The organism is Caulobacter zeae (assembly GCF_002858925.1).
Classification (GTDB): Bacteria; Pseudomonadota; Alphaproteobacteria; order Caulobacterales; family Caulobacteraceae; genus Caulobacter; species Caulobacter zeae.
This window is the reverse complement of record NZ_PJRS01000033.1, coordinates 40,703-63,812: the sequence shown is the minus strand read 5'-3', so window position 1 is coordinate 63,812 and position 23,110 is coordinate 40,703. Positions and strand designations below refer to the sequence as shown.

25 protein-coding genes are annotated in these 23,110 nt (G+C 69.4%); 14 read left to right on the top strand and 11 right to left on the bottom strand.

Annotation, left to right across the window (positions count from 1 at the left end; genetic code table 11):
• Positions 1-37: 37 nt before the first annotated feature.
• The 6 genes from SGCZBJ_RS16345 to SGCZBJ_RS16320 all read left to right on the top strand — a co-directional run bounded on the left by SGCZBJ_RS16345 (position 38) and on the right by SGCZBJ_RS16320 (position 6,729).
• On the top strand, positions 38-2,137 hold the full coding sequence (locus tag SGCZBJ_RS16345; RefSeq protein WP_165799343.1) for a multicopper oxidase family protein: 2,100 nt from the start codon (positions 38-40) through the stop codon (positions 2,135-2,137).
• 104 nt (positions 2,138-2,241) lie between these two features.
• On the top strand, positions 2,242-3,942 hold the full coding sequence (locus SGCZBJ_RS16340; RefSeq protein ID WP_101719047.1) for a tyrosinase family protein: 1,701 nt from the start codon (positions 2,242-2,244) through the stop codon (positions 3,940-3,942).
• 46 nt (positions 3,943-3,988) lie between these two features.
• Positions 3,989-4,402, top strand: coding sequence for a hypothetical protein (locus SGCZBJ_RS16335; RefSeq protein WP_101719046.1), 414 nt, complete (start codon positions 3,989-3,991; stop codon positions 4,400-4,402).
• Positions 4,399-5,193: a DJ-1/PfpI family protein gene (locus SGCZBJ_RS16330; RefSeq protein ID WP_101719045.1), complete on the top strand. Its 795-nt coding sequence runs from the start codon at positions 4,399-4,401 to the stop codon at positions 5,191-5,193. Before SGCZBJ_RS16335 ends, SGCZBJ_RS16330 begins: the two co-directional genes overlap by 4 nt.
• Positions 5,194-5,382: 189 nt before the next feature.
• Positions 5,383-6,144, top strand: coding sequence for a phosphocholine cytidylyltransferase family protein (locus SGCZBJ_RS16325; RefSeq protein WP_101719044.1), 762 nt, complete (start codon positions 5,383-5,385; stop codon positions 6,142-6,144).
• 147 nt (positions 6,145-6,291) lie between these two features.
• A complete protein-coding gene (locus SGCZBJ_RS16320) occupies positions 6,292-6,729 on the top strand; it encodes a hypothetical protein (RefSeq protein WP_101719043.1) in 438 nt (145 codons plus the stop codon).
• Between the two features lie 150 nt (positions 6,730-6,879).
• Here SGCZBJ_RS16320 and SGCZBJ_RS16315 read toward each other — a convergent pair whose 3' ends face one another.
• Both SGCZBJ_RS16315 and SGCZBJ_RS16310 read right to left on the bottom strand, forming a co-directional pair.
• Complete coding sequence (locus SGCZBJ_RS16315; RefSeq protein ID WP_165799342.1) at positions 6,880-7,800, bottom strand: phosphodiester glycosidase family protein; 921 nt, start codon at positions 7,798-7,800, stop codon at positions 6,880-6,882.
• A gap of 132 nt (positions 7,801-7,932) precedes the next feature.
• Positions 7,933-8,355 (bottom strand): RrF2 family transcriptional regulator, encoded by a 423-nt coding sequence (locus SGCZBJ_RS16310; RefSeq protein WP_101719041.1) that lies wholly within the window; start codon positions 8,353-8,355, stop codon positions 7,933-7,935.
• A 104-nt stretch (positions 8,356-8,459) separates the two neighbouring features.
• On the opposite strand from SGCZBJ_RS16310, the gene SGCZBJ_RS16305 reads away from it, so the two are divergent.
• The 4 genes from SGCZBJ_RS16305 to SGCZBJ_RS16290 all read left to right on the top strand — a co-directional run bounded on the left by SGCZBJ_RS16305 (position 8,460) and on the right by SGCZBJ_RS16290 (position 11,228).
• Positions 8,460-9,119, top strand: a complete 660-nt coding sequence (locus SGCZBJ_RS16305; RefSeq protein WP_101719040.1) for a TehB-like domain-containing protein — start codon at positions 8,460-8,462, stop codon at positions 9,117-9,119.
• 33 nt (positions 9,120-9,152) lie between these two features.
• Entirely contained in the window at positions 9,153-10,364 is a 1,212-nt protein-coding gene (hmpA, locus tag SGCZBJ_RS16300; RefSeq protein WP_101719039.1) for an NO-inducible flavohemoprotein, read from the top strand.
• A 56-nt stretch (positions 10,365-10,420) separates the two neighbouring features.
• Positions 10,421-10,903: a hypothetical protein gene (locus tag SGCZBJ_RS16295; RefSeq protein ID WP_101719038.1), complete on the top strand. Its 483-nt coding sequence runs from the start codon at positions 10,421-10,423 to the stop codon at positions 10,901-10,903.
• 100 nt (positions 10,904-11,003) lie between these two features.
• Positions 11,004-11,228, top strand: a complete 225-nt coding sequence (locus tag SGCZBJ_RS16290; RefSeq protein ID WP_101719037.1) for a hexameric tyrosine-coordinated heme protein — start codon at positions 11,004-11,006, stop codon at positions 11,226-11,228.
• 179 nt (positions 11,229-11,407) lie between these two features.
• Here SGCZBJ_RS16290 and SGCZBJ_RS16285 read toward each other — a convergent pair whose 3' ends face one another.
• The 5 genes from SGCZBJ_RS16285 to SGCZBJ_RS16265 are packed head-to-tail and all read right to left on the bottom strand — an operon-like array spanning position 11,408 to position 16,041.
• Complete coding sequence (locus SGCZBJ_RS16285; protein ID WP_240621540.1) at positions 11,408-12,169, bottom strand: nucleotidyltransferase family protein; 762 nt, start codon at positions 12,167-12,169, stop codon at positions 11,408-11,410.
• Positions 12,166-13,320: a ceramide synthase gene (gene bcerS, locus SGCZBJ_RS16280; RefSeq protein WP_101719035.1), complete on the bottom strand. Its 1,155-nt coding sequence runs from the start codon at positions 13,318-13,320 to the stop codon at positions 12,166-12,168. The genes SGCZBJ_RS16285 and bcerS overlap by 4 nt, the downstream gene beginning before the upstream one ends.
• Positions 13,320-14,381: an LptF/LptG family permease gene (locus tag SGCZBJ_RS16275; RefSeq protein WP_101719034.1), complete on the bottom strand. Its 1,062-nt coding sequence runs from the start codon at positions 14,379-14,381 to the stop codon at positions 13,320-13,322. Before SGCZBJ_RS16275 ends, bcerS begins: the two co-directional genes overlap by 1 nt.
• Positions 14,378-15,562 carry an LptF/LptG family permease gene (locus tag SGCZBJ_RS16270; RefSeq protein WP_101719077.1) on the bottom strand — a complete coding sequence of 395 codons (1,185 nt, stop codon included), beginning with the start codon at positions 15,560-15,562 and terminating at the stop codon, positions 14,378-14,380. Before SGCZBJ_RS16270 ends, SGCZBJ_RS16275 begins: the two co-directional genes overlap by 4 nt.
• A 41-nt stretch (positions 15,563-15,603) precedes the next feature.
• Complete coding sequence (locus SGCZBJ_RS16265; protein ID WP_101719033.1) at positions 15,604-16,041, bottom strand: HIT family protein; 438 nt, start codon at positions 16,039-16,041, stop codon at positions 15,604-15,606.
• A gap of 74 nt (positions 16,042-16,115) precedes the next feature.
• On the opposite strand from SGCZBJ_RS16265, the gene SGCZBJ_RS16260 reads away from it, so the two are divergent.
• Positions 16,116-16,601 carry a DUF2141 domain-containing protein gene (locus tag SGCZBJ_RS16260; protein WP_101719032.1) on the top strand — a complete coding sequence of 162 codons (486 nt, stop codon included), beginning with the start codon at positions 16,116-16,118 and terminating at the stop codon, positions 16,599-16,601.
• A 10-nt stretch (positions 16,602-16,611) separates the two neighbouring features.
• Here SGCZBJ_RS16260 and SGCZBJ_RS16255 read toward each other — a convergent pair whose 3' ends face one another.
• On the bottom strand, positions 16,612-17,502 hold the full coding sequence (locus tag SGCZBJ_RS16255; RefSeq protein WP_101719031.1) for a metallophosphoesterase family protein: 891 nt from the start codon (positions 17,500-17,502) through the stop codon (positions 16,612-16,614).
• A gap of 150 nt (positions 17,503-17,652) precedes the next feature.
• Between SGCZBJ_RS16255 and SGCZBJ_RS16250 the strand changes: the two genes are divergently transcribed.
• Genes SGCZBJ_RS16250 through SGCZBJ_RS16240 form a run of 3 tightly spaced genes read left to right on the top strand, consistent with a single transcriptional unit; the run spans position 17,653 to position 20,527 of the window.
• On the top strand, positions 17,653-18,705 hold the full coding sequence (locus tag SGCZBJ_RS16250) for a CDP-alcohol phosphatidyltransferase family protein (protein WP_101719076.1): 1,053 nt from the start codon (positions 17,653-17,655) through the stop codon (positions 18,703-18,705).
• Positions 18,705-19,616: a diacylglycerol/lipid kinase family protein gene (locus SGCZBJ_RS16245; RefSeq protein WP_101719030.1), complete on the top strand. Its 912-nt coding sequence runs from the start codon at positions 18,705-18,707 to the stop codon at positions 19,614-19,616. The genes SGCZBJ_RS16250 and SGCZBJ_RS16245 overlap by 1 nt, the downstream gene beginning before the upstream one ends.
• Positions 19,613-20,527, top strand: coding sequence for a hypothetical protein (locus SGCZBJ_RS16240; protein ID WP_101719029.1), 915 nt, complete (start codon positions 19,613-19,615; stop codon positions 20,525-20,527). Before SGCZBJ_RS16245 ends, SGCZBJ_RS16240 begins: the two co-directional genes overlap by 4 nt.
• Before the next feature lie 61 nt (positions 20,528-20,588).
• On the opposite strand, the gene spt is transcribed toward SGCZBJ_RS16240, so the two are convergent.
• The 3 genes from spt to SGCZBJ_RS16225 all read right to left on the bottom strand — a co-directional run bounded on the left by spt (position 20,589) and on the right by SGCZBJ_RS16225 (position 23,109).
• Complete coding sequence (gene spt, locus SGCZBJ_RS16235; protein ID WP_101719028.1) at positions 20,589-21,803, bottom strand: serine palmitoyltransferase; 1,215 nt, start codon at positions 21,801-21,803, stop codon at positions 20,589-20,591.
• A gap of 3 nt (positions 21,804-21,806) precedes the next feature.
• Positions 21,807-22,058, bottom strand: a complete 252-nt coding sequence (locus tag SGCZBJ_RS16230) for an acyl carrier protein (RefSeq protein WP_101719027.1) — start codon at positions 22,056-22,058, stop codon at positions 21,807-21,809.
• Positions 22,059-22,137: 79 nt separating this feature from the next.
• Positions 22,138-23,109 carry an NAD-dependent epimerase/dehydratase family protein gene (locus SGCZBJ_RS16225; RefSeq protein WP_240621539.1) on the bottom strand — a complete coding sequence of 324 codons (972 nt, stop codon included), beginning with the start codon at positions 23,107-23,109 and terminating at the stop codon, positions 22,138-22,140.
• Position 23,110: the final 1 nt, after the last annotated feature.

Here is a 23,110-nt window from a genome sequence, read left to right as displayed (position 1 = left end):
TATGTAGCCTCGGGGAACGTTGTTCGGGGAGGCTGCGATGAGCGGTGCTGGTTGGCGCGCGCGCGATGGGCGCGTGATGTTGGCGGTAGGGGCGGCGCTGGCCGCGATCGCCGTGCAGGCGGGGTCTGCCCTGGCGCAGGACCGGATCGTCGACAACCCCCGCGTTCTCGGCGCGCCGCTCGAGGAAACGGCCCAGAAGGCGACCACCAGCCTGCTGGCCATCACCGGCACGGCCTCGGGCGACAAGAGCTATGTCATCCCGCCGTCGACGGCGGCGATCACCGCCGACAAGCGCCTGGCGCTGAACATCGTCTACACCGACGGGCGGCTCTACAATCCCGCCAACGGCCGCTACGACAAGGTCCACCTGCGCAGCTACAACGGCACCGACGTCTCGCCGACCACGCCCTATGTGGCGCCGACGATCCTGACGCGGCCGGGCGAGACGGTGCGGGTGGCGCTGGACAACAGGCTGCCGGCCGATCCCAGCTGCACCGACCCCAACTGGCTGATCAACGTGCCGCACTGCTACAACGGCACCAACCTGCACAGCCACGGCCTGTGGGTCAGCCCCACCGGCAACAGCGACAACGTGCTGCTGTCGATTAATCCCGGGGTGAAGTTCGAGTACGAATACAACATCCCCCGCGACCATCCGGCCGGCACCTTCTGGTACCACACCCACCGCCACGGCTCGACGGCGCTGCAGGTCTCCAGCGGCATGGCCGGGGCCCTGGTCATCAAGGGCGACCGCAAGCCGACCCTGGCGACCAACGGCGACCTCGACACCCTGCTCTACAAGAACGGGGCCCCGATCCCCGAGAAGCTGCTGGTGTTCCAGCAGATCCAGTACGCGTGCCTGGGCAAGGACGGGAACATCAAGGTCAAGACCGACGCCAAGGGCAACGTGGTCGAGTGGGTCTGCGATCCGGGCGACACCGGCGTGATCGAGTTCTACAGCGACGCCAACGGCAACGGCTTCGGGCCGGGCAGCTGGGGGCAGTCGGGTCGCTACACCAGCATCAACGGCCAGGTGCTGGCCACCCTGCCGGCAAAGCAGGGCGAGCTGGCCCGCTGGCGGATGATCCACGCCGGCGTGCGCGACACCATCTCGTTGCAGTTCGTGAAGATGGCCGACGGCGGTCCCGCGGCCATGGAGCGCCTGGCGGCGGCCGACGGCCCGGCCTTCCAGAAGACCTACTGCATCGGCGAGCCGGTCCCCTTCTATGTGGTCGCCGACGACGGCCTGACCGACGCCCAGGCCCGCAAGGCCACGGTGGTCACCTTGCAGCCGGGCTATCGCAACGATCTGCTGGTGGTTTTCCCCAAGGCGGGCAACTACTGCATGCTCGACGCCGACACCGCGCCCAGCGCCACGGTCAACAGCATCGCGGTCGGCACGCGCCTCTTGGGCAAGGTCAGCGTCACGCCGGGCCAGGAGGTCAAGGACATCCCGGCCTTCGTCACCAACGAGCTGGTGGCTGCAGCCAACGTGCAGATGCCGCCGGACGTGCGCGCCAGCGTCGTCGCCGACCTGCGCAACGGCCTGAAGCTGACCCGCTTCGTGCCGCACCCGACCATCACCGAGGCCGAGATCAAGGGCTCGGAGACCGAGAAGGTGCTCTTCAACATCGCCATTCCCGGCCAGAACACCAACATGCCGGTGCAGTTCGAGGTCGGCTCGCAGGACTACGCCCCGCGTCCCTACGCCCCCGACCGCGTCGACCGCACCCTGGTGCTGGGCACGGCCCAGGAGTGGGAGCTGCGTTCGGAGTTCGTCAGCCACCCGTTCCACATCCACGTGAACCCGTTCCAGATCGTCAAGATCCTGGATCCGGCCGGCAAGGACGTCAGCGCGCCCGGCGCGGTCGACGACTTCGGCCCCGGTCCGCCCGACCCGCAATATCCGGGCCTGAAGGGCGCGTGGAAGGACACCCTGTGGGTCAAGAGCGTGCAGAAGACCGACAACGGTCCCTACCTGCCCTACACCCTGATCGTCCGGACCCGCTACCAGCGCTACATCGGCGAGTACGTCCTGCACTGCCACATCCTCGACCACGAGGACCAGGGCATGATGCAGAACGTCCAGATCGTGCTGCCCGACGGCGCAGGCGGCGTCTCCCACGGCCACCACTGACGACCTGCCCGGCGCGGCCCTTCGGGGTCGCGCCGCTCGGCTTTCCGCGTTTCGCCGGGCTCGCGCCGGCGCGTCTCCATGATCCGAAAAAGAGAGTCCTCGCCATGACCCAGGATCCCGCCGCCTCTCGCCTGTTCTCCGCTCCGTCGCGCCGCGACCTGATGGCGGGCGCCGCCGCCGTCGCGGGGGCCATGGCCGCCGGCCAGGTCCTGGCGCAGCCCGCCGCCCCGAAGAAGGCCCGCTGGCGGCGCTGGAATGTCGCCAGCCCTCAGGGGCAGAAAGCGCTGGCCAGCTACGCCAAGGCCGTCGAGATCATGCTCAAGCTGCCGCCCGAGCATCCGAACAACTGGTACAATCACGCTTTGACCCACACGGTCGACTGCCCGCACGGCAACTGGTGGTTCGTGGTCTGGCACCGCGGCTATGTCGGCTGGTTCGAGCAGACCGTGCGCCAGCTCAGCGGCGACCCCGACTTCGCCTTCCCCTATTGGGACTGGACCGCCAGCCCCAAGGTGCCGGCGGCGATGTTCGAGGGCGTGCTGAACCCCAACAATTCCGCCTACATCCAGAGCCTGGACGCCTTCAACAAGGCCTTCGGGCCGGTGCTCGAGAAGTTCTGGGCGGGCCTAAGCCAGGCCCAGAACCAGCAGCTGCTGATCCGCGGCCTGCGCTTCCCGGCCGACCTGCTGTTCGACATCGGACCCAAGGGCGGGCCGATGTTCTTCGCGCCGCCCAACGCCCGCGGCTCGACGCCCCAGAACCCGGGCTTCGACACCATCACCAACAACGCCGTGTCGTCGTGGATGCTGAACGACGCCCTGTCGCCGCGCGACTTCATCGGCTTCGCCAGCCCCAAGTCGAACTATCACAGCAGCATCACCGGCTTCGGCGTGATGGAAGGCCAGCCGCACAACAAGGTGCACAACTGCGTCGGCGGCATCTGGACCGACGACCAGGGCAACACGACCTACGGCGACGGCTTCATGCAGTCGAACCTGTCGCCGGTGGACCCGCTGTTCTTCCTGCACCACGCCAATATCGACCGCATCTGGGATGTGTGGACCCGCAAGCAGCAGGGCTTCGGCTATCCGACCCTGCCGGCCGACAATCCCAGCTATGTCGACCCCAAGGGCGACCTGGTGCGGTGGCAGTCCGAACCGTTCCTGTTCTTCACCGACGCCGGCGGCGCGCCGCTGCCGCCCGAGAAGCAGAAGGCCAAGGCCTACCAGACGATCGGCGAGTTCGATTACGACTACGAGCCCGGCTCGGGCGAGAACGTCGTGCCCAAGCTGGGCGCGCCCAAGCTGAAGGCCGCGGCCGCGCCGACGCGCTACGCCGCCAAGCTGAAGACGCCGACCGGGACCAGCCTGGGCGCCGGCGACGTCGCCGTGCCGGCCGCCGTCCTGGCCCAGGCCGCCAAGCCCGAGGGAACCAGCCTCCTGGCGACGATCACCGTCGACCTGCCGCCCTTCGAGCACGGCGGCGACCTGGCGGTGGTGCTCAACACGCCCGAAGGCCAGCCGGTGACCCCCGCGTCGCCGGGCTTCGTGACCACGCTGTCGATGTTCGGCCGACACCTGGTCACCCGGCCGGTGACCTTCACCGTGCCGCTGTCGCCGCCCCTGGCCAAGCTGGCCAAGGCCCGGGGCACGCTGGAGGCGGCCGCGCCGTCGGGGCTGAACATCCGGCTCGTGCGCCTGTCGGGCAAGCCGCTGCTGACCGAGACGCCGCACGCCCACCACGCCGACGCCGGCGCGACGACCGCCACGCCGCAGGTGCTGGACATCGTCATCAACGCCAACTGAGGCGCGCCTGAACACCTGACGCGAAACCTGGACGGGGAGGATCCCGATGAGCCTGGCCGGCAAGTGGACCTATCGCAGCTACCTGAACAATCCCGAGCTGGTGGGCGACAACGCCCAGACGGCGCTCAGCCTGATCTTCGGCGAGGGGGTGTTCACCTTCGAGACCCCGACGCCGCGCACCGTCGTGGGCACGCTCGACATGGGCGGCGGCTACGTGCTGGACCTGAAGGGAACGGTCGATCCCGAATGCGAGGGGCCGACCACCATCGTCATCCGGGGCTTTGGCCGTGACGGCACGCCGACGGCCGGCTGGGAGTACGACTACTACGGCTGGCCCGGCTACATGTGGCCGGACGGCGTGGACCAGGTTCCGTCCATCGTCGGCACGATCGTGCGGGCCAAGCCGCACAACGGCGAGCCGGCCGGCGTGACGGCCTCGTTCATCGCGGTGGCCCAATGACCGCGCCGGCGGCGCCGCCGTTCACGGTGGGCATCGTGCTCTATCCGGGCGTCGACATCCTCGACGTCGCCGGCCCGCACGAGGTGTTCGCCTTCTTCGACGGCGAGGTCATCGACCGCACGATCCAGGTGGCGACCGTGGCGGCGACGACCGACCCGATCCAGACCTCGGGCGTGCTGAAGGTCGTGGCGCAGTACGAGTACGACGCCGCCCCGCACATCGACATGCTGTTCGTGCCCGGTGGCGGAAACGGCCTGCAGGACGCCATCGGCGACCAGGCGCTGCTGGACTTCCTGAGCGATCGGGCCGGTAAGGCGCGCTACGTGGTCTCGGTGTGCACGGGCGGCCTGCTGCTGGCCTCGGCCGGTTTGCTGGACGGCTACAAGGCCACCACCCACTGGGGCTTCATCGAGTGCCTGAAGCTGTTCCCCAAGGTGACGGTGGTCAACGGCTGCCCGCGGTGGGTCAAGGACGGCAACCGCATCACCGGGGCGGGGATCTCGTCGTCGATCGACGAGTCGCTGTTCATGGTCCAGACGATCGTCACCGACCTGGCCGGCGGCCCGGACGCGGAAGAGAAGGCGCAGCTGGCCTCGCAGCAGGCGCAGCTGTCGATCCAGTACAATCCCGATCCGCCGTTCCCCGGCGGCGATCCGTGCTCGGTCAGCTTTGAGGTGTTCGAGCCGGTCAACGCCGGAAGGCTCGACTTCCGGGCGGCCCTCGACGAGGCGATCGAGGCGCGACTGCATCCGGCTGCGGCGAACCCCTACAAGGCGACCGTGGAAGCCTGAGGAAGGGGGAGGGGCGGGCGACGCCCGACGCGCGCACATTGTCGCAAGCGGCGTTTTGCGGAAGGCCGGGCCTTGCCAGGGCTATGGTCGCGCACGATCTGCGCTGATATGGCTCGTTTCGAGTCGTGCTCTCGCCCCTTTTCACCCCCGTCTTCGCCGCCCTCTTCGCGGCGCGTCCGAGTTTTCGCCATGCAGTCGCCGGTCAAAGCCATCATCCTCAGCGCCGGACAGGGTAAGCGCCTGTCGCCGCTGACCGACACCCGTCCCAAGTGCCTGGTGGACCTGTCGGGCCGTTCGGTCCTGGAATGGCAGATCCGCCATCTGCACCGCGCGGGCGTCACCGAGGTGGTGGTCGTCACCGGCTTCAACGCCGACCTGGTCGAGGCCGAGCTGGCCAAGCTGCGCCTGCCGGGCCTGACCCTGCGCACGATCTTCAACCCGTTCTACAGCGTCAGCGACAACCTGGCCTCGGTGTGGATGGCGCGCGGCGAGATGCAGGGTTCGTTCCTGCTGCTGAACGGCGACACCCTGTTCGAGCCGGCCATCGCCGAGCGTCTGCTGTCGGCGCCGTCGGCGCCGATCACGGTGACCATCGACCGCAAGGACGGCGGCTACGACTCCGACGACATGAAGGTGCGCACCGAGGGCGACGCCCTGCGGGAGATCGGCAAGACCATCACCACCTATGACGCCGAGTCGATCGGCTTCCTGCGCTTCGAGCCGGAAGGCGCGGCGCTGTTCACCGACATCGTCGAGCGCTCGCTGCGCACGCCCGAGGGCCTGCGCCGCTGGTACCTGTCGGCCATCGACCAGATCGCCCGCGCCCACGACGCCGTGGCCGTGCGGTCGATCCAGGGCCTGGACTGGGCCGAGATGGACTTCCCCGAAGACCTGCCCAAGAACCGCGAACTGGCCGCGCGCTGGGCGGCGGCCGAGGCGACTCCGGCCTGAAACGGCGAAGCGGCGCCTGCTCTTTCGGCAGGCACGCCAGCTTGGTCCGAGGAGCGGCGTTCGTCGTTCCTCCAAAGAATGTGTCATGCGCAGGTGCGATCATAGGTTGCGCGAGCTTGTCGCGCCGCCATGGATCGAGGATGCGCCATGCCCGACGCCAACACCCTCAAGCTGACGGTCTACAAGCCCGACATCGTGGCCGACGGCCAGGTGGGCTTCGAGTACGAGCTGACCCTGGAAATCCCCGAGGGAAAGGGCCTCGCCAGTAGCGACGCCGCGCTCGAGGCGACGTCGACCGCGCGCTGCGAGGTGGTTCCGGTGACGGGGACGCTGTCGTTCCCCAATCCGGCCGCGCCGGTGATCTCGCCGTTCACCGGCGCGATGTTCATCTACGACAACGCCCCGGCCATCGGCTTTCCGCTGTCGATCATGGCCAGCAGCACCAGCGACGAATTGCTGAAGTTCAGGCTCAACCTGTGTTTCCCGTCGATGTCGAGCGACCCGCTCTCCGGCTCGATCGTGTTCGTCGACTGGCCGGGCCCGCTCAGCAACGTCGCGGCCAGCTTCCTGTCGCCGGGGTTCTAGGGCGGATCGGCATTCAAACTTCGAGCGTGGTCCTCGTCCTTCGACAAGCTCAGGATGAGGACCATTGATAGGCCGGGCTCGTAGAAAAACCTCATCCTGAGCCTGTCGAAGGACGAGGCTTTCGTCTCATATACCGAATGTCGATCCGTGTTAGGGCGCGCTCAGCACCCGCACGCCGATCTGGTTGGCCACCGGGCGTTCGCGGCCGGGCACGCCGGTGTGGATCGGCGAGTTCAGCACGCGCGGGCGGCCAAAGCCGTCGTCGACCGCCAGGGTGGTCGAGCCGCCGCCGTCGAGATTGATGGCGTCGGCCGCGCCCAGATCGCGGAAGAAGGCGGTCAGTTCGGTCAGGGTCGCACCTTCGCTCAGCACGGACTGGCGTCCGTCGACCACCACCAGCCAGCCGGTGCGGCCGTCGGCCGAGACGCCGAAGGCGGTGCGCGGGTGGCGGTCGCGAGCGTACTTGGGGCCCGCGTTCTGGAATGACCGCTCGGCGCCGTCGACCAGCAGCACCGGGCCGGCGGCCACCGCGTCGACCACGTCCCAGCGGCAGGTGGCACCCGAGCGGATCTCGACGAACGATGGATGGATGCAGAGGATGGCGTTGACCCGCGGATCGACCTCGGGATCGTCCGGCGGGGCCACCTCGCGGCCGCCGACGATCACCTTGCCCACCGGATCCACGTGCTGGCCGGCGTGCGGCACGAAGTCCTCGCCGCCCGGCGAGCCGGCCTTGAACGGCACGAAGTAGCTGGCGTTGACGGCCAGCAGGGCGCCCGAGGCGGTTACGAATTCCGAGGTGGTGCGCGCGTGGTACTGGCCCGCGCCGTCATTGGGCGGCGAGACGAAGAGCTCGACCTTGGGATCGGCCAGGTCCAGCTGCACCACGTGATACACCTGTCGCAGCGGGTTTTCGCGCGTCTCGCTCCAGTAGGTCACGCCCTGGGACAGGACGCCGGAAGCGCTGCGGCTGAACGCGGCCTTGGGCGAGGCGGGAAGATCGACGCTGGCGCAGGCCGACAGCAGGAGCAGGGCGCCCAGAGCGGCGGCGCGACGGAGAAAAGACGACACGGGACAGACTTCGGCAAACGAAAACAGGTGGCCGCGGTCATGGGAGAGGGCGGCCTGGGCCGGCACATAGGTCCGGCCGCCGCCGCATGCAAAGCCGAACGCCGTGTTTTATCGCGCTGTGACGGGAAGGTCTCAGCTCGCCTGGGCGAACAGGTGGCGCAAGGTCTCGGGCTGGCGAGAGATGTCGGCGACGCTGTAGCCGTCGAGCACGGCCAGGAAGGCCCGCGTCGCCTCGGCCAGCATTCGCGGCAGGCCGCAGCCCGGCGCGGCCAGGCAGGACGAGCAGTCGACGAGGTCGAAGCCGCCCTCGGTCTCGCGCACCAGGGCGCCGACATTGACCTGATCGGCGGGACGCGCCAGCCGCAGGCCGCCGCCGCGACCGCGCACCGTCTCGACGAAGCCGGCGGAGGCCAGCTGCTGCACCACCTTCATCAGGTGGTTCTGCGAGATGTCGTAGGCGCGGGCGATCTCGGCGATCGAGGCCAGGCGGCCGTCGTTGTTGGCCAGGTAGATGACCGTGCGCACCGCGTAGTCGGTGTAGCGGGTGAGCTTCATGGGCTGCCCTTAAGGGTTCGGCGCGCCGGATAAATCATGCATTCATATTGCATGTTTTTGGCTGTGGAAATAGATGCATTCCAGATGAATGAATTGAGGGCTTCATGTCCGCCAACCCCGTCTTCGACTTCGACGACACCGTTCTGCCGGCGCTGCTGACCAGCTTCTACGCCGCCGTGCGCCAGGATCCCCAACTGGGCCCCGTCTTCGCCGATGCGGTGGAGGACTGGGACGAGCATCTCGACCGGCTGGCCGACTTCTGGTCGTCGGTGATGCGCGCCTCGGCCCGCTACAAGGGCAACCCGCTGGCCGCGCACATGAAGCATGTGGAGCGGATCGAGCCAGAGATGTTCGACCGCTGGCTGGCGCTGTGGCGCGAGGCGACGAACACCTTCGTTCCGCCCCGCCACGCGGCCGAACTTCAGGAGAAGGCCCAGCGCATGGCCCGGAACCTGAACAGCGCGCTGGAAAGCCGCCGGCCGGCGCCGGACGCACCCTACCGCTCGACCCCGGTGTTCGACGAGACGACCCTGCCCGAGGGGCTGCTTCGCGACCACAGCACGCGGGCCGGCGTCTGGGGCGTGATCCGCCTGATCGAGGGGCGGCTGGTGCTGCACTATGACGACGCCGACATCCCGTCGGTCGAACTGAGCCCCGGCGTGTCGGGCCTGGTGCGGCCGCAACAGATCCATCGGGTCGAGCCGCTGGGGCCGATCCGCATGCAGGTGGACTTCTACGACCGCGACCCCGCGCTCGCCGCCTGACGCCCGACACCTGATCTTTCAAGGAGCAAGACCATGCCCAAGCCGCTGAGCGCGGAGACGATCGCGCACGTCAAGGCCACGGCCCCGGCCGTCGCCGCGCGCGCCACCGAAGTGACCAGGGCGATGTACGCCCGGCTTTTCCAGGACGACCACATCAAGGCGCTGTTCAACCACGCCAACCAGGCCAGCGGTCAGCAGCACCACGCCCTGGCCGGGGCGATCGTCGGCTACGCCCTCAACATCGAGAACCTGGAGGCGCTGATCCCGGCGATCGAGCGCATGGCCCAGAAGCACGTCGGCTATCACGTGCTGCCCGAGCACTATCCCTATGTGGCCAAGGCTCTGCTGGGCGCCATCGCCGAGGTGATGGGCGAGGCGGTCAATGAGGAGATCCTGGCCGCCTGGGGCGAGGCCTACTGGTTCCTGGCCGGGCTGTTGCAGGAGCGCGAGCACGGCATCCGTGAGGCCATCGAGGCGATCGACGGCGGCTGGAACGGCTGGCGCGCCTTCGAGATCGCCGAGCGCACGGTCGAGAGCGCGGTGATCACCTCGTTCGTGCTGCGGCCCAAGGATGGCGGCAAGGTGTTGCCGCACAAGCCTGGCCAGTACCTGACCCTGCGCCTGACGACGCCCGACCAGGGCGAAATCCGCCGCAACTACACGATCTCGAACGCGCCCAGCCAGACGGCCTACCGCATCTCGGTCAAGCGCGAGGAGGGCGGGCAGGGCGGTTCGCGCTTCCTGCACGACGTGGCGCAGGTCGGCACGACCATCCTGCTGACCCCGCCGTCGGGCGACTTCTTCCTGCCGCAGGCGCAAGAGCGGCCGGTGGTCCTGCTGTCGGGCGGGGTGGGGCTGACGCCGATGGTCAGCATGCTGGAGACCATCGCCGACAAGCATCCAGAGCTGGAGACCGCCTTCGTGCACGGCGCGCTGGACGGCGCCAGCCACGCCATGGACGGCCGCGTCCGGGCCCTGGCCAAGGCGCATGGCAAGACCACGGTGGCGACCTTCTACGCCCAGCCGGCGGCCAATGACGAAGCCGGCCGCACCCATGACCACGACGGCCTGATCACCGTCGACTGGCTGAAGGCCAACACCCCGTTCGAGGCGGCGGACTTCTTCCTGTGCGGACCGCGTCCCTTCCTGAAGGCCTTCGTCGGCGGGCTGTCGCGGGCCGGGGTGGCGTCCGAGCGGATCCATTTCGAGTTCTTCGGCCCGGCCGACGAGGCCCTGGCCGTCTGAGTGCGCGTGCTCGTCCTCCCCTGAACCCGGCCGCAGAGCGGCCGAAGGAGCCTGTCATGGACTATGTCTCCACCACCACGCCGCTGACCTACGCCTTCTATGAAGGCCCGTCCTGGGAACCGCCCGCGCCTCGCGAGTGGACGGCCCCGGCGGTGGTCGAACCGGTGCTCGATGCGCCCCAGGCGCCCGAGCCTTCGACGCCCGACCTGCCCAAGGCGGTGGGCTGGATGATCGTCGGCGCCTATGGTGCGATCCTCGGGACGTTCGCATTGTCCTTCCTGGGCGACGCCGAGGTCGGCCTGATGCTGGGGGTCTGCGCGGTCTACCTGGCGGTCTATCTCGGCGTGCCCGCGGTGATCCTGCGCATGGAGCCGAAGGTCGAAACGCGACCCGACCTCGCCGATTTCCTGCGCGAGGGCTTGTCGACCTGGACGGGCCGGGTGAGCGCCGGCTCGGCCCTGGCCCAGATCCTGACCATCCCGGTCGCCCTGGCGGTCGCGGCCGCGGGGCTGGGCGTCATCGTCAGGCTCAGCGCCTGAGGTCTTGGCGACGATTGGACGGAACGGCGGAGCTTTTCGTCCAATCGTCGTCGCGCCGGGCCGCCTAGGCTGGCCGGATCCTGAACGTGAGTGACGTCCAATGGCCGCCTGGCTTCCCAGCCTGATCACCGCCACGCCCGAGGAGGGCTATGACCTCGCCATCAAGCTCTCTCGGATGGCGGTCAAGAAGACCCAACCCTCCGACGAGGTGCGCGCGCGGTTGCGGGCGATCTACGAGAACGACGCCCAGGCCCTGACGGCCGTCTCGCACGTGGTGGCGGTGAACTTCGCCACCGTGGCGGCGGCCAACGGCTACTGGCGCTAGGCGGACAGACGCCCCACCACTGCCCCCAAACCCGTTCTTCCCCGCGAAGGTGTTGTGTCCCGATTGCTATGCCTCGATCACAAGGCTCCCGCCGAACTCCTCGCCAAGCTCTCGGGACACAACACCTTCGCGGGGAACCTCGGTAGAAAATTGTCGGAATTTCTGAAGGTCGGTCCGACTTAGACCGTCTCGCCGACGATCCTGCGCACCAGGTCGAGGTCGGCGGGCTTGTCGACGTCCACTGCCGCCAGGCCGTCCTGGGCGCGCACCGCCGCCGCCTTGACGCCCGCCAGCAGGCCCAGGCGCGCGATGGCTTCGTCCAGGGTCAGAAGGCCCAGCAGGTAGCGGACCAGCAGGCCCGGGCCGAGCATGGCGGCGATCTTCCAGGGCTGCTTGCGGTTCTGCTCGACCCGCCGCCACAGGGCGATGACCGGCAGGGCGGCCGCGCTACGGAACAGGAAGAGGTTGCAGCCCGAGAAACGGCCGTCGCGGAATTTCAGATAGGTGCGCTTGGTGTCGGGAGCGGCGGCGCGCACACGCGCCTCCGGGGCCAGCATCAGGCAGACGTCGGCGTCGGCCGGCGCGTCGGCCAGGAACTGGGTGATCCACTCGGGTTTCAGCAGCGCATGGTCGACGGTGGTAATCAGCAGCGGAAAGCCCAGGGCCTGTGCGCCCTCGCGTACGCTCTGGCTGGGGCCTTCGGTCGAGGCGGCGATGGCCGCGACGCCTTCCGGCAAGGCCGAGACGATGGCCGCGTCGGAGGTAGAGACCCCGATCCCTTCCGCGCCCGCCGTCTGCACGGCGTCGAGCACGCGGTCGAGCAGCGTGCGGCCTTCCAGCGTGATCAGGCCCTTGTGCGAGACGCCGGCATAGGCCGCGGCGCTGTCGATCTCGCCCGGCCGCGAGCCGGCCAGGACCAGGGCCTTGAAGCTCTGGGTCACAGCGCCTTCTCGTAGATCCGGTAGGTCTTGTAGATCTGCGCGCCAAGGGACTCGGCGATGCGGCGCATGGGCATGTTCTCTTCCAGCACCCACGAGATCTCGAACCGCTCGTAGCCGAGCGCGATGGCCGAGGTGCGGCCGGCGTGCATCATCTGGAAAGGCAGCATGCGGCCGCGGATGCTCTCGGAGAACTTGCGCTTGACCCCCATCAGCGGGATGCGGGCCGACTTCACGCGCTTAACCTTCAGTCGCCACAGGAGCTTGGCCCAGCCGAACGGCAGCAGCTTGCCGCCAAGATCGCGGATCGCCTCGTTGACGTTGGGCAGGAACACCAGGAAGCCGGCCGCCTCGCCGTCGATCTCGGCGAACCAGGTCAGGCGCTTGTCGATCACGGCCTTGAGGGCCTTGGCTAGCTGGGCGGTCTCGGCCTCGGTGGTGGGGGTGAAGCCCCAGTTGTCCTTCCAGGCGTCGTTGAGGATCTCGGTCAGGGTGACCACTTCCTCGTCGTAGCGGCTCATGTCGAGCTGGCGCAGCACCACGCCCTCGGCCGGCGGACGCTCGGCGCGGCGGCGCACGGCGGGCGGCAGGTCGGCCTGCATGGGGGCGTAGTAGGCGTAGATGTCCTTGGCCTTGTCGTAGCCCTGCGCCTCGATGCGGCCGCCGGCATAAGCCGGATCGTGGCCCATCATCACCATCGGCGGGGTGTCGAAGCCGTCGACCAGCAGGCCGACCTCCTCGTTGATCGACAGGTTGAACGGACCCATCACGTGGGTGCGGCCGCGTTCGCGCAGCCAGGCCTCGGCCGCACGCAGCAGGGCGGCGAAGACCTCGGCGTCGTCCTCGGCGGCGATCAGGCCGAAGTGGCCGTCCAGGCGACCTGGGGTCTTCTGCGGGGTGAGCTCGTCGATCTGGGCGCTGATCCGGCCGACGTCGCGGCCGCCGCGCACGGCCAGGAACAGCTGCACCTCGGCGTGCTGGAAGAACGGGTTGGTCTTGTGCGACAGAGCCTCGGTCCGTTCCAGGAACAGCGGGGTGATCCAGCTTCGATCCTTGGCGTTCAGGCGCGCGGGCAGGGCGATGAAGCGCTTGAGCTCTTCAGGCGTGCGGACGGGCAGGACCGAGATGGCCTCGGCCGCGGAATCGAAAGGCATCATCCCTCCAGGGATACGAAGGCGCGCACGGCAAGGGCGGCGAAGACGACGGGGGCGGCCCAGGCGGCCAGGATCGGCGACAGGGCGCCGGATTCGCCCAGGGCCGACAGCAGGCCGTCGGCGACCAGGAAGACGAGCCCGGCGGCCAGGCCCGAGGTCAGCAGCACCGCGCCCTGGCCGCTGCGGAAGTTGGCCCAGGCCACGGGGGCGCTGAGCAGCAGCATGACCAGCGCCGCGATCGGCCCCGAGAAGGCCGTCTGCAGGCGGGTGGCGTAGAAGCTCTGCGGACGGTCCGAGCCGCCGTTCTCCAGCGCCCGGCGGGCCGAGGCGGCGGACGGGGCCGGGGCGTCGGCGAACAGGGCCTGCACGTCGGCGGGACGCAAGGCGGTGGGCCAGGTGGCCGAGGCGGCGGTCATCGGCTCGACGCGGTCGCCCAGATAGCGGGTGGTCACCGGCGATTGCAGGCGCCAGGCGCCGGCCTGGAACTGCGCCGACGGGGCGACGACGCGCTCGGTCAGGGCGCCGGATTTGTCGCGGCGATAAATGGTCAGCTCGGTCAGGCGCGCGCCGTTGGCGCTGGCTTCCTTGGCGGTGACCAGGTCCTCCCCCGCCCGGAAGGTGCGCGAGGCGGGGGCCTTGCGATCGGCGGCCGGCGTGGTTGCGGCCCACCAGGCGCTGAGCGTCGGGTCGGTGCGCGGCGACACGACCTGGGCGCACAGGGCGTCGAGCGCCAGCACGGCGATCGCCACGGGCACGGCCATGGCGACGATGCGGTAGCCCGAGATGCCGGCGGCGCGCATGGCCACGACCGCGTTCTCGCGGGCCAGCTGCGAGAAGGCGAACAGGCCGCCGGCCAGCACGGCCAGCGGGGCGACCTGCTGGAACAGGGCCGGGGCGCGCAGGGCGGCGTAGTAGAACACCCCGCCGACGCCGAGGCCCCGGTCGAGGATGTCGGTGGTGACTTCCAGCAGGTCGAGGATCTGCAGGATGGCCATCAGGATCAGGACGGCGCCGAGCACGCGCGTGGCGACCGTGCGCAGGACGTAGAGCTGCAGCTTCATGCGGCGCGCTCCTTGCGCTGGAACGGCTTGAGGGCGCGGCGGAACTGGGCGCTCATGGCCAGGACGAGGCGCGAGATCGGGGTGTCGCCGGGCCGCGTGCGGCTGCCGACGAACAGCCAGACCGCCAGGCCCGTGAAGATCAGGAACGGCAGGCCGACGGCCGGCAGCGAAGCGATGCGGCCGGATTCGGCCAGGCTCTGGCCCAGCAGCAGGCTGTGCTGGAAGGCCAGCAGCAGCACCCCGGCCAGCAGCAGGCCGGGCGCGCGGTTGCCGCGCTTGGCGGCCAGACCCAGCGGGAAGGCCAGCAGCGGCAGGAACGGCAGGAAGGCCGCGCGGGCGATGCGCCCGTAGAACTCGGCCATCAGGGTGGCCTTGGGCACGACCGGGTTGGGCGACCTGGCCTGGCGCAGCAGCTCGCCCAGGGTCAGCTCGCGCTCGTCGCCGCCGCGGGCGCGCAGCAGGCTGGCGGCGGCCTTGAGCGGCGCCTCGGTGGTCAGGTCGTCGAAGGCCAGGCTGCGATAGTTGCCCCGCGCATCGCTGCCGATGCGGCGGCCCGACTTCAGGCGCATCGTCACCGTCTTGCCGTCGGCCGAGACCTGCAAGGTGGCGCTGGCGGCGGTGATCAGCTCTTCGTGGCCGGCGGCGTCGGGACGGCGGATGAAGACGCGGGTCAGGCTCTGGCCCGCCAGGTCTGCGGCGTCGGCGGTCATCAGCGAGCCGTCGTCGTCGATGAACGCCCCGCCGGACAGGCGGCCGTTCCAGCCGGCGTTGACCGCCGCGTGCATCACGGCGCGATAGGCGTAGCGGCTGTAGGGCTGGACATAGCCGAACACCGCGATGCTGAAGATGCTGAGCGCCAGGCCCACGCAGACGAAGGGCGCGGCGATCCGTTCCAGCGACTGGCCGCCGGCCAGCAGGGCGTCGATCTCCGAGCCGTCCGACAGTTTGCTGATGACGATGAACAGGGCGACGAAGAACGCCACCGGCAGGGCCAGGCCCAGGTAGTGGGGCAGGAGGTTCAGCGCCAGCTGGGTGACGTAGTCGAAGCGCGCGGCGCTCTGCGACAGCAAGTCGAGCAGGCGCAGCACCCGCTCGAGCAGCAGGGCGACGACGGTCAGGCCCAGGCATCCGGCCAGCGGCCAGCCGAGCAGGCGCAGCAGGTAGCGGTCGATCAGGCCCATGGCCGTGATGCGCCGCACGTCGAACTTCTTCTTCAGCCTGCTCACGCGGCGGCCCACGCGGCTGCGAAGTCCTGGGCCAGGCGCTCGACCGCGGCGTCGTCCAGCGCCACGGTCGAACCGAGGGCCGGGGCGGCGGGCCAACCGGTGTCAGGGAAGCTGGTTCCCTCGTGTTCGCGTGCGCCCTCGTAGCGGGGCAGGACGTGGAAATGCACGTCGCGATCGACCATCATCAGCATCAGGTAGTTGATCTTTTCGTAGGCGACCTTGGCCTTCAGGACACGCTCGATCCCGGCCACGGCGACCTGCATGTCGGCGAAGGCGGCGGGGCTCAGATCGGAGAATGCCTGCACGGGTTCCTTGCATACCAGGACGAGAGACCCGAAAGTCGGCTGCTTGGGACGTACAAGCACCAACCAGTGGTCGGTCTCGGCCACTTTCGAGCGTGGGAAGCCGAATGCGAGGGCTGTGGGATTGGGCATGCGGCAACCGATACTTCAGGCGAGTCTGCGGGCGCTGATCGCGTCGGGGCGACAATAGGGACACGGCCTTTTACATGGAAGCACGAACCGTTCTTCCAGGCCTTGCGGCGCTAGGGACGCTGCTGGGCCTGCTGGGGATGGCGACGCCGGCGGCGGCCAGGCAGGATTGCGTGGGTCGCGACACCGGCGTGCGGCTGACCGTCGAGGTCGGCCGCCTGAAGTCGGAGACCGGCGAGGTGACGGTCACGATCTATCCGTCTGATCCCAGTCGTTTCCTGGCGCCGCGCGGCAAGCTGCTGCGCCTGCGGGTGCCGGCCAGCGCGCCGACCACTGAGGCCTGCTTCAACCTGCCCAAGGCCGACATCTACGCCGTGGCGGTCTATCACGACGCCAACGGCAACCACGACTTCGACCGCAACGCCGTGGGCCTGCCGACGGAGGGCTATGGCTTCTCCAACGACGCGCCGTCGCGGTTCGGCGTGCCGTCCTTCGATTCGGCGCGGATCAGCGTGAAGTCGGGGGAGAACACGATCCGGGTGCGGATGCGCTACGGGAAGTAGGGGGGAGGGTCTAGATCAGCGAATAGCGGCCCAGCTCCCTGATCCCGCCCGTGGCCGGATCGAGCCCGCGCGCGATGACCCGCAGCGAAAAGCCGCCATTCTCACGCTGCTCGATCTCCAGCGCGTGCCAGCGGGCCGGCGAATGGCCGCCGACCCAGGCCGAGGCCGAGGGCACGCCCAGCACGGGGATCGACCGGCCGCCCGGGCCGGGAATGGTCGCGGTCAGCGATTCGTGGGCGTGCCCGTGCAGCACCAGGTCGGCGCCGCGGCGGGCGAGGACGTCGCGCAGGGGGGCCTGATCGTCCAGCGACTTGCGGCCCGAGACCGCGCCGGCGATCGGCGGATGGTGCAGCATCACGACCTTGAACCTGTCGGCGAAGGCGGGGTCGGCCAGCAGGGCGTCGAGCTTGTCGAGCTGCTCGACGCCGAGGCGTCCGGTGGCCAGATGCAGGGCGGTGGGCAAGGCCGAACACAGGTTGAAGAGCGCCACGGGGCCGCGCAACCGCACCTGCGGGAAGGCGGCCTGCTCGTCGTCGCCCAGCCAGGCGGTCCAGGGGGCGAAGCGGGCCTGGGCGGTCTCGCCGACCAGGGCGTCGTGGTTGCCGGGGCTGACGGTGATCGTCTCGGCGGGGCCCAAGCTTTGCAACCAGCGCGTGGCCGCCGCGATCTCGACGGGCGAGGCGAAGTTGGTGAGATCGCCGGTGATCGCCACATGGTCTGGAGCGTGGGCCTTCAGGTCGGCGACCAGGGCGTCGAGGACTTCGGGACGGTGGATCTTGTGCTTTCGACGCCAGGCGATGCGGCTCAGCAGCCGCTTGGACGCGAGGTCACGCCAGCCGAACGCGCCCGGCGGCGGCGGCAGGTGAGGGTCCGACAGATGGGCGAGGCGGAATATCGACAAGAGGGACCGGCGCGATTGTGGCGAATTTCGGCGAAGCTGCTTATCAATCGCCTCGGCTTTCAAGGGGTTTAAGTACCGGTGACCGGCGAAATCAATCCAGTCGCTTCGCGCGCCGTGACGGTGGGCGACAGCGAGGCGCGGATCTGGGGCATGACCTCGGGCGAGCGGCTGTCGCGCATCTATCGCCGGATCGGCGTCTCTGAAGGCGCTGGGCTGGGCGGCGACGCGATCGCCGTGCACGCCGGCTGGGTGTTCGACGAGTCGCTGATCAAGGCCCTGGTTGGCCGCCCGTGGGCGGTTCTGGTCGACGACGCCGGCGCCCCGACAGCGGTGAACGCCCCGGCCGAGGTCGCCGAAGCCGCGATCGCGGCCCTGGCGGCGGGACAGGATCCTTCGGCCGTCGATGCGCGCTTTGTGCGCCTGACAGCGCTGGAGCTGGGCTCGGCCTACAACAGCGCCCTGCGCAAGCGCGAGCCGCCGGTTCTGGAGCGCCTGACCAAGGACAGCGTGCGGGCCGTCGAGAAGCGCCTGTTCCAGGGCTCGTACAAGGGCGTCACCGACCTCGTCACCAAGTACGTCTGGCCGACCCCGGCGCGGATCGTCACCCGCTGGTGCGCTCTCGCGAAGATGACGCCCAACCAGGTGACCTTCATCGGCTTCCTGCTGACCATCGCCGCCTTCGTGCTGTTCTGGCGCGGCCAGTTCGGCTGGGGCCTGGCCTGCGCCTGGATCATGACCTTCCTCGACACCGTCGACGGCAAGCTGGCTCGGGTGACCCTGACCTCGTCCAAGTGGGGCAATGTCTTCGACCACGGCATCGACCTGGTGCACCCGCCGTTCTGGTGGTGGGCCTGGTATGTCGGCGTGTTCGCCGTCGGCCTGTCGATGCCCTATGCGCCGTGGCTGCTGGCCATCGTGGTCGGCGGCTATGTGGCCCAGCGGGTCGAGGAGGGCATATTCCTGGCCCTCTTCAAGCTTGAGATGCACGCCTGGCGGCCGTTCGACAGCTTCTTCCGGCTGATCACGGCCCGTCGCAACCCGAACCTGATCCTGCTGACCGGCAGCGTGCTGGTCGGCCGCCCGGACATCGGCTTCGTGCTGGTGGCGGTCTGGACGGCGATCTGCTTCCTCGTCCACGCCCTTCAGATCGTGCAGGGCGCCCTGGCCCCCAAGGGCTCGATCCAGTCCTGGCTGTCGCGGTGATGCGCGTCGGCGTCGTCCGTAACCCGCGCAGTCACGCCAACCAGGGCCGGGTGCATGCGCCGACCCCCGAGGGCGTGCGCGTGGTCGAGCCGGCGACGCGCGAGGCGCTGGGCGAGGAACTGGCCCGCTTTGCAGAGGACAGGATCGACCTGCTGGTCATCGACGGCGGCGACGGCACGGTGCGCGACGTGCTGGGCCTGACGCCGTCGACCTTCGGCGACGACATGCCGATGCTGGCGATCCTGCCGTCGGGCAAGACCAACGTGCTGGCCATCGACCTGGGCGCGCCGCGCGACTGGCGGCTGGAGGAGGCCCTGGCCGCCGCGGCCCAGGCCGAACCGCGCATCAAGATCCGAGCCCCGCTGGAGGTGCGTTTCGCCGACGGCCGTCCGCCGCTGCGGGGCTTCTTCTTCGGCCTGGGGGCCTTGGTGCGGGCCACGGCGCTGTCCAAGCGCGTCAACCGCATGGGCGTGTTCCAGAGCCTGTCGGTGGCCGTGACCCTGGCCGGCGCCACGCTGGGCGCGCTGTTCGGCGGCGCGCGCGACCAGTGGCGCCAGGGCGTAGCCGTGAAGGTGGCCATGGACGGCGAGGTCCAGCCCGAAGGCGAGCGCTTCGTGCTGCTGGCTACCGCCCTCAAGCGCCTGCCGTTCAATCTCAAGCCGTTCGGTCCGCCGCGCGAGGGGCTGAAGGTGCTCGACGTCGACGCCCCGCCCAAGCGGCTGCTGCGCATGGTGCCCACGGTGCTGTCGGGCAAGGACAAGCCGATCCTCGAGGCGCGCGGCTATCGCCGACGCGACCCGGCGGCGCTCTACGCCTCCGGCCAGTTCGATTTCGTGCTCGACGGCGAGGTGTTCGAGGGCGGCAAGCTGGCCCTGGCCCTGGGCGCGCCGTTGCGGTTCGTGGTCGGATGAGCGCGGTCCGGCCGCTGGTCGAGGCCGAGCTGGCGCAGTCGATCCCGGCGCCGATCTGCGCCTTCGCCGAACACCTGACGGGCCTGTTTCCGACCGCCCAGGCGGTGCTGTTCTACGGCTCGATCCTGCGCACCGGCGACCTGTCGGGCGTGCTGGACTTCTACGTGCTCACCGAGCGGCCGCCGCGCGGCCTGCGCGGCGTGGCCACCCGCATCCTGTGGCCCGACGTCAGCTATCACGAACTGGAGCACGAGGGGGGGACCCTGCGGGCCAAGGTCGCCTCCATGACCCTGTCGCGCTTCTCACAGGCGGTGAAGGGCAGGGGGATCGACACCACCCTGTGGACCCGTTTCGTACAGCCCTCGGGCCTGGTCTGGGCCGCCGACGAGGTCGCGCGCGAGGCGGTGGTCGAGGCCGTGCGCCGCGCCGCCCGCACCGCCGCCCGTTTCGCCACCGCCCTGGGGCCCGAGGACGGGCCGCCCGAGGCCTATTGGACGGCGCTGTTCCAGGAGACCTACGCCGCCGAGTTCCGGGTCGAGAAGGCTGGGCGCGAGGCCTCGATCCTGGCCTTTGATCCCGCGCACTACCAGCGCCTGCTGCCGGCCTGCTGGGCCGACGACGGCCGCTTAGACGGCGAGGGGCGGCCTGCGCCGCAGATGTCGGCGATCGAGCGCAAGCGCCTGAAAGCCGCCTGGCGGCTGCGGCGCAACCTCGGCAAGTCGCTGAACGTGGCCCGCCTGATCAAGGCCGCCTTCACCTTCCAGGGCGCGGCCCGCTACGCCGCCTGGAAGATCGAGCGCCACACCGGCTTCAAGGTCGAACTGACCCCCTGGCGCGAGCGCCATCCGGTCCTGGCCGCGCCGGGCATCCTGCTGGGCCTGTGGAAATGGCGCAGGGCGAGAGAGCGCTGAGCAAAGAAAAAGCCCCGGACCTTACGGCCGGGGCTTTGTTCTTCCAGCGGTGCGCCTGCCTTTAAGCGAAGGCGCGCTGCTGGCCGTCGATGACGCCAAGCGCCGTGCCGACCTCGGCGAACATCTTGAGGACCTGGTCGATCTGCTCGTGGGTGTGGGCGGCGCTGATGCTGGCGCGCAGCAGCGGGCGGCTGTCGGGCGTGGCCGGCGGCAGGGCGAGGTTCAGGTAGACGCCCGATTGCAGCAGGCCGTTCCACATGGCGATGGCGCGCTCGACGTCGGGCATGGTGGCCGCGACGATCGGGCTGGCGGCCGGGCCGGTGACGAAGCCAAGCGCGGTCAGGCCGTCGTACAGGCGGCAGGCGTTGCTGTTGAGCTGTTCGCGCAGCTGCGGCTTGGCGATCATCTGCTCCAGCGCCACCAAGGTCGAGGCGACCACGGCCGGCGGCAGCGAGGCGGTGAACATGTACGGACGGCAGATCACGCGCATGACGTCGAAGTCGTCGAGGTTCGACACGCAGAAGCCGCCGATGGCGCCCAGGCTCTTGGAGAAGGTGCCGACGATGAAGTCGACGTCGTCTTCCACGCCCGCGGCTTCGGCCAGGCCGCGGCCGGTGGCGCCGAGCACGCCCATCGAGTGGGCTTCGTCGACCAGCAGGTAGCCGCCCATCTCGCGCTTTACGGCGGCGATTTCCTTGAGCGGCGCGGTATCGCCGATCATCGAATAGATGCCTTCGACGACGATCAGGCGCTCGCCCGGGACGTCCTTGAGGCGACGCAGGCGCTTGGCCAGGTCTTCAGGGTCGTTGTGGCGGAAGCGGATGACCTCGGCGTGGCCCAGGCGCGAGCCGTCGTAGATCGAGGCGTGGCTGTCGGCGTCGAGGATCAGGTGGTCGCCGCGGCCGACCAGGGTCGACAGCACGCCGAGATTGGCCTGGTAGCCGGTGGTGAACACCATGGCGTGCTTGCGGCCGTAGAACTCGGCCAGCGCTGTCTCCAGGGCCACGTGGGCCTCGAAGCTGCCGTTAGCGATGCGGGAACCGGTGGTGCCGGTGCCACGTTCCTGGACGGCCTTGACCGAGGCGGCGATCGCCTTCTCGTCAAAGGTCAGGCCCAGATAGTTGTTGGTGCCCAGCAGGATCGTGGGACGCCCCTCGACAACGCCCTCGGTCGGCGAGACCACGGCGTCGAAACGGACGGTGAACGGGTCGGCGCCCGCTTGCTGGATGGCCTTGTACGCGTCGCGATAGGCCAGGTGCTTGTCGAACAGACCCATCGGTCAAGCCTTGGTTCGGAGATCGTTGATCAGTTTGGAGAGGTCGCCGGCGGTTTCCACCGCGGCGAGGCGATCGAGCGGGATGGAGATGTCGAAGGAATCTTCGAGCTCCATCACGATGTTCATCAGGGCGAGGGAATCCACTGCCAGGTCGCGGCCGATGTGGGTGTCGTTCGTCACCTCGACCGTGCGGCCGAGCACCTTGCTCGTCGCCAGCCCGATCTCACGCAAACTTAGATCTGTCACTGTATCCATGCCAAACGCCAGACGCCCCCGTCAAAGCACTGTGACCGCACCGTAACAGTGTCTCTGTCAGATATCTGCCACAATTGAACTAGTCGCTGTATTTTTTCGACAACCACCCGGCCGACCGATACCAGTCGACGGTTTCGCCGAAGCCGCGGGCAACATCGTGACGACTCGGCGACGACGCAAGGGACCGATCAGCCAAAAACGCCCAATCTGCATGCGACAGTTCGCGCGCTTTGCCCGATCCGAACACCGATGGTTGTCCTGAGATTTTACTCGCCACTTCGGCGACGCCTCCGGCCAGTCGGATCAGGCCTTCGGGCACGCGCAGCAGGCGAGGCGGCGGCGCGCCGACAGCCGTCGCGGCGGCGGTCATGATCTCGCTCCAGGCATAGCCGTCGGGTCGGGCGTCGCAGATCGAGGCCAGGCCCGCGCGGCCGCTCGCGACCAGGTCGAGGATCTGGGCGGCGGCGTCGCGCACCTCGATCATCGCCACGCGTGAGGCGGGCGACAGCACCGGCAGGACGCGGCTGGCCTGGGCGGCGGAAAACAGGCCGACGGTCTCGCGGTCGCCAGGGCCGTAGATGGCCGGCGGGCGGATGACCAGCGCCTCGGGCGCGATCGCCAGTACGGCTTCCTCGCCGGCGCGCTTGCTGGCGGCGTAGTCGGAAAGCTGGGGTTCGCGGGCGGCGAGGCTGGAGACCAGCACGAAGCGGGCGCCGGCTTTGGCCGCGGCCTGCGCCACGGCTCGCGCGCCGTCGACGTTGACCTTGTCGAAGGCGGCGCGGTCGGCGGCCTTGATCAGGCCGGCCAGGTGGATGACGACGTCGGCGCCGTCGCACAGGCGGGCCAGCGCCTCGGGGCGGGCGAGGTCGCCCAGCACCACCTGCGGCTCGATCCCGCGCCAGAACGGCGAGACCGGATCGCGGCGCGACAGGATGCGGGGGACAAGGCCCCGTTCGGCGATGGCGCGGACGAGGTGCTGGCCCAGGAAGCCGGTCGCGCCGGTGACGGCGACGACGCTGGGTCCCGGACCTTCCACGTCCGTCCTGGCCACC

What these genes read in the sequence shown, in the direction of transcription:
- SGCZBJ_RS16275 (WP_101719034.1), bottom strand. Translation starts at nt 14,381, where the DNA reads ATGAAGCTGCAGCTCTACGTCCTGCGCACGGTCGCCACGCGCGTGCTC.
- SGCZBJ_RS16270 (WP_101719077.1), bottom strand. Translation starts at nt 15,562, where the DNA reads ATGGGCCTGATCGACCGCTACCTGCTGCGCCTGCTCGGCTGGCCGCTG.
- SGCZBJ_RS16345 (WP_165799343.1), top strand. Translation starts at nt 38, where the DNA reads ATGAGCGGTGCTGGTTGGCGCGCGCGCGATGGGCGCGTGATGTTGGCG.
- SGCZBJ_RS16320 (WP_101719043.1), top strand. Translation starts at nt 6,292, where the DNA reads ATGCCCGACGCCAACACCCTCAAGCTGACGGTCTACAAGCCCGACATC.
- SGCZBJ_RS16305 (WP_101719040.1), top strand. Translation starts at nt 8,460, where the DNA reads ATGTCCGCCAACCCCGTCTTCGACTTCGACGACACCGTTCTGCCGGCG.
- SGCZBJ_RS16245 (WP_101719030.1), top strand. Translation starts at nt 18,705, where the DNA reads ATGCGCGTCGGCGTCGTCCGTAACCCGCGCAGTCACGCCAACCAGGGC.
- SGCZBJ_RS16240 (WP_101719029.1), top strand. Translation starts at nt 19,613, where the DNA reads ATGAGCGCGGTCCGGCCGCTGGTCGAGGCCGAGCTGGCGCAGTCGATC.
- SGCZBJ_RS16330 (WP_101719045.1), top strand. Translation starts at nt 4,399, where the DNA reads ATGACCGCGCCGGCGGCGCCGCCGTTCACGGTGGGCATCGTGCTCTAT.
- SGCZBJ_RS16335 (WP_101719046.1), top strand. Translation starts at nt 3,989, where the DNA reads ATGAGCCTGGCCGGCAAGTGGACCTATCGCAGCTACCTGAACAATCCC.
- SGCZBJ_RS16265 (WP_101719033.1), bottom strand. Translation starts at nt 16,041, where the DNA reads ATGCCCAATCCCACAGCCCTCGCATTCGGCTTCCCACGCTCGAAAGTG.
- SGCZBJ_RS16250 (WP_101719076.1), top strand. Translation starts at nt 17,653, where the DNA reads ATGACCTCGGGCGAGCGGCTGTCGCGCATCTATCGCCGGATCGGCGTC.
- SGCZBJ_RS16290 (WP_101719037.1), top strand. Translation starts at nt 11,004, where the DNA reads ATGGCCGCCTGGCTTCCCAGCCTGATCACCGCCACGCCCGAGGAGGGC.
- SGCZBJ_RS16310 (WP_101719041.1), bottom strand. Translation starts at nt 8,355, where the DNA reads ATGAAGCTCACCCGCTACACCGACTACGCGGTGCGCACGGTCATCTAC.
- SGCZBJ_RS16295 (WP_101719038.1), top strand. Translation starts at nt 10,421, where the DNA reads ATGGACTATGTCTCCACCACCACGCCGCTGACCTACGCCTTCTATGAA.
- hmpA (WP_101719039.1), top strand. Translation starts at nt 9,153, where the DNA reads ATGCCCAAGCCGCTGAGCGCGGAGACGATCGCGCACGTCAAGGCCACG.
- SGCZBJ_RS16230 (WP_101719027.1), bottom strand. Translation starts at nt 22,058, where the DNA reads ATGGATACAGTGACAGATCTAAGTTTGCGTGAGATCGGGCTGGCGACG.
- SGCZBJ_RS16325 (WP_101719044.1), top strand. Translation starts at nt 5,383, where the DNA reads ATGCAGTCGCCGGTCAAAGCCATCATCCTCAGCGCCGGACAGGGTAAG.
- bcerS (WP_101719035.1), bottom strand. Translation starts at nt 13,320, where the DNA reads ATGCCTTTCGATTCCGCGGCCGAGGCCATCTCGGTCCTGCCCGTCCGC.
- SGCZBJ_RS16260 (WP_101719032.1), top strand. Translation starts at nt 16,116, where the DNA reads ATGGAAGCACGAACCGTTCTTCCAGGCCTTGCGGCGCTAGGGACGCTG.
- spt (WP_101719028.1), bottom strand. Translation starts at nt 21,803, where the DNA reads ATGGGTCTGTTCGACAAGCACCTGGCCTATCGCGACGCGTACAAGGCC.
- SGCZBJ_RS16340 (WP_101719047.1), top strand. Translation starts at nt 2,242, where the DNA reads ATGACCCAGGATCCCGCCGCCTCTCGCCTGTTCTCCGCTCCGTCGCGC.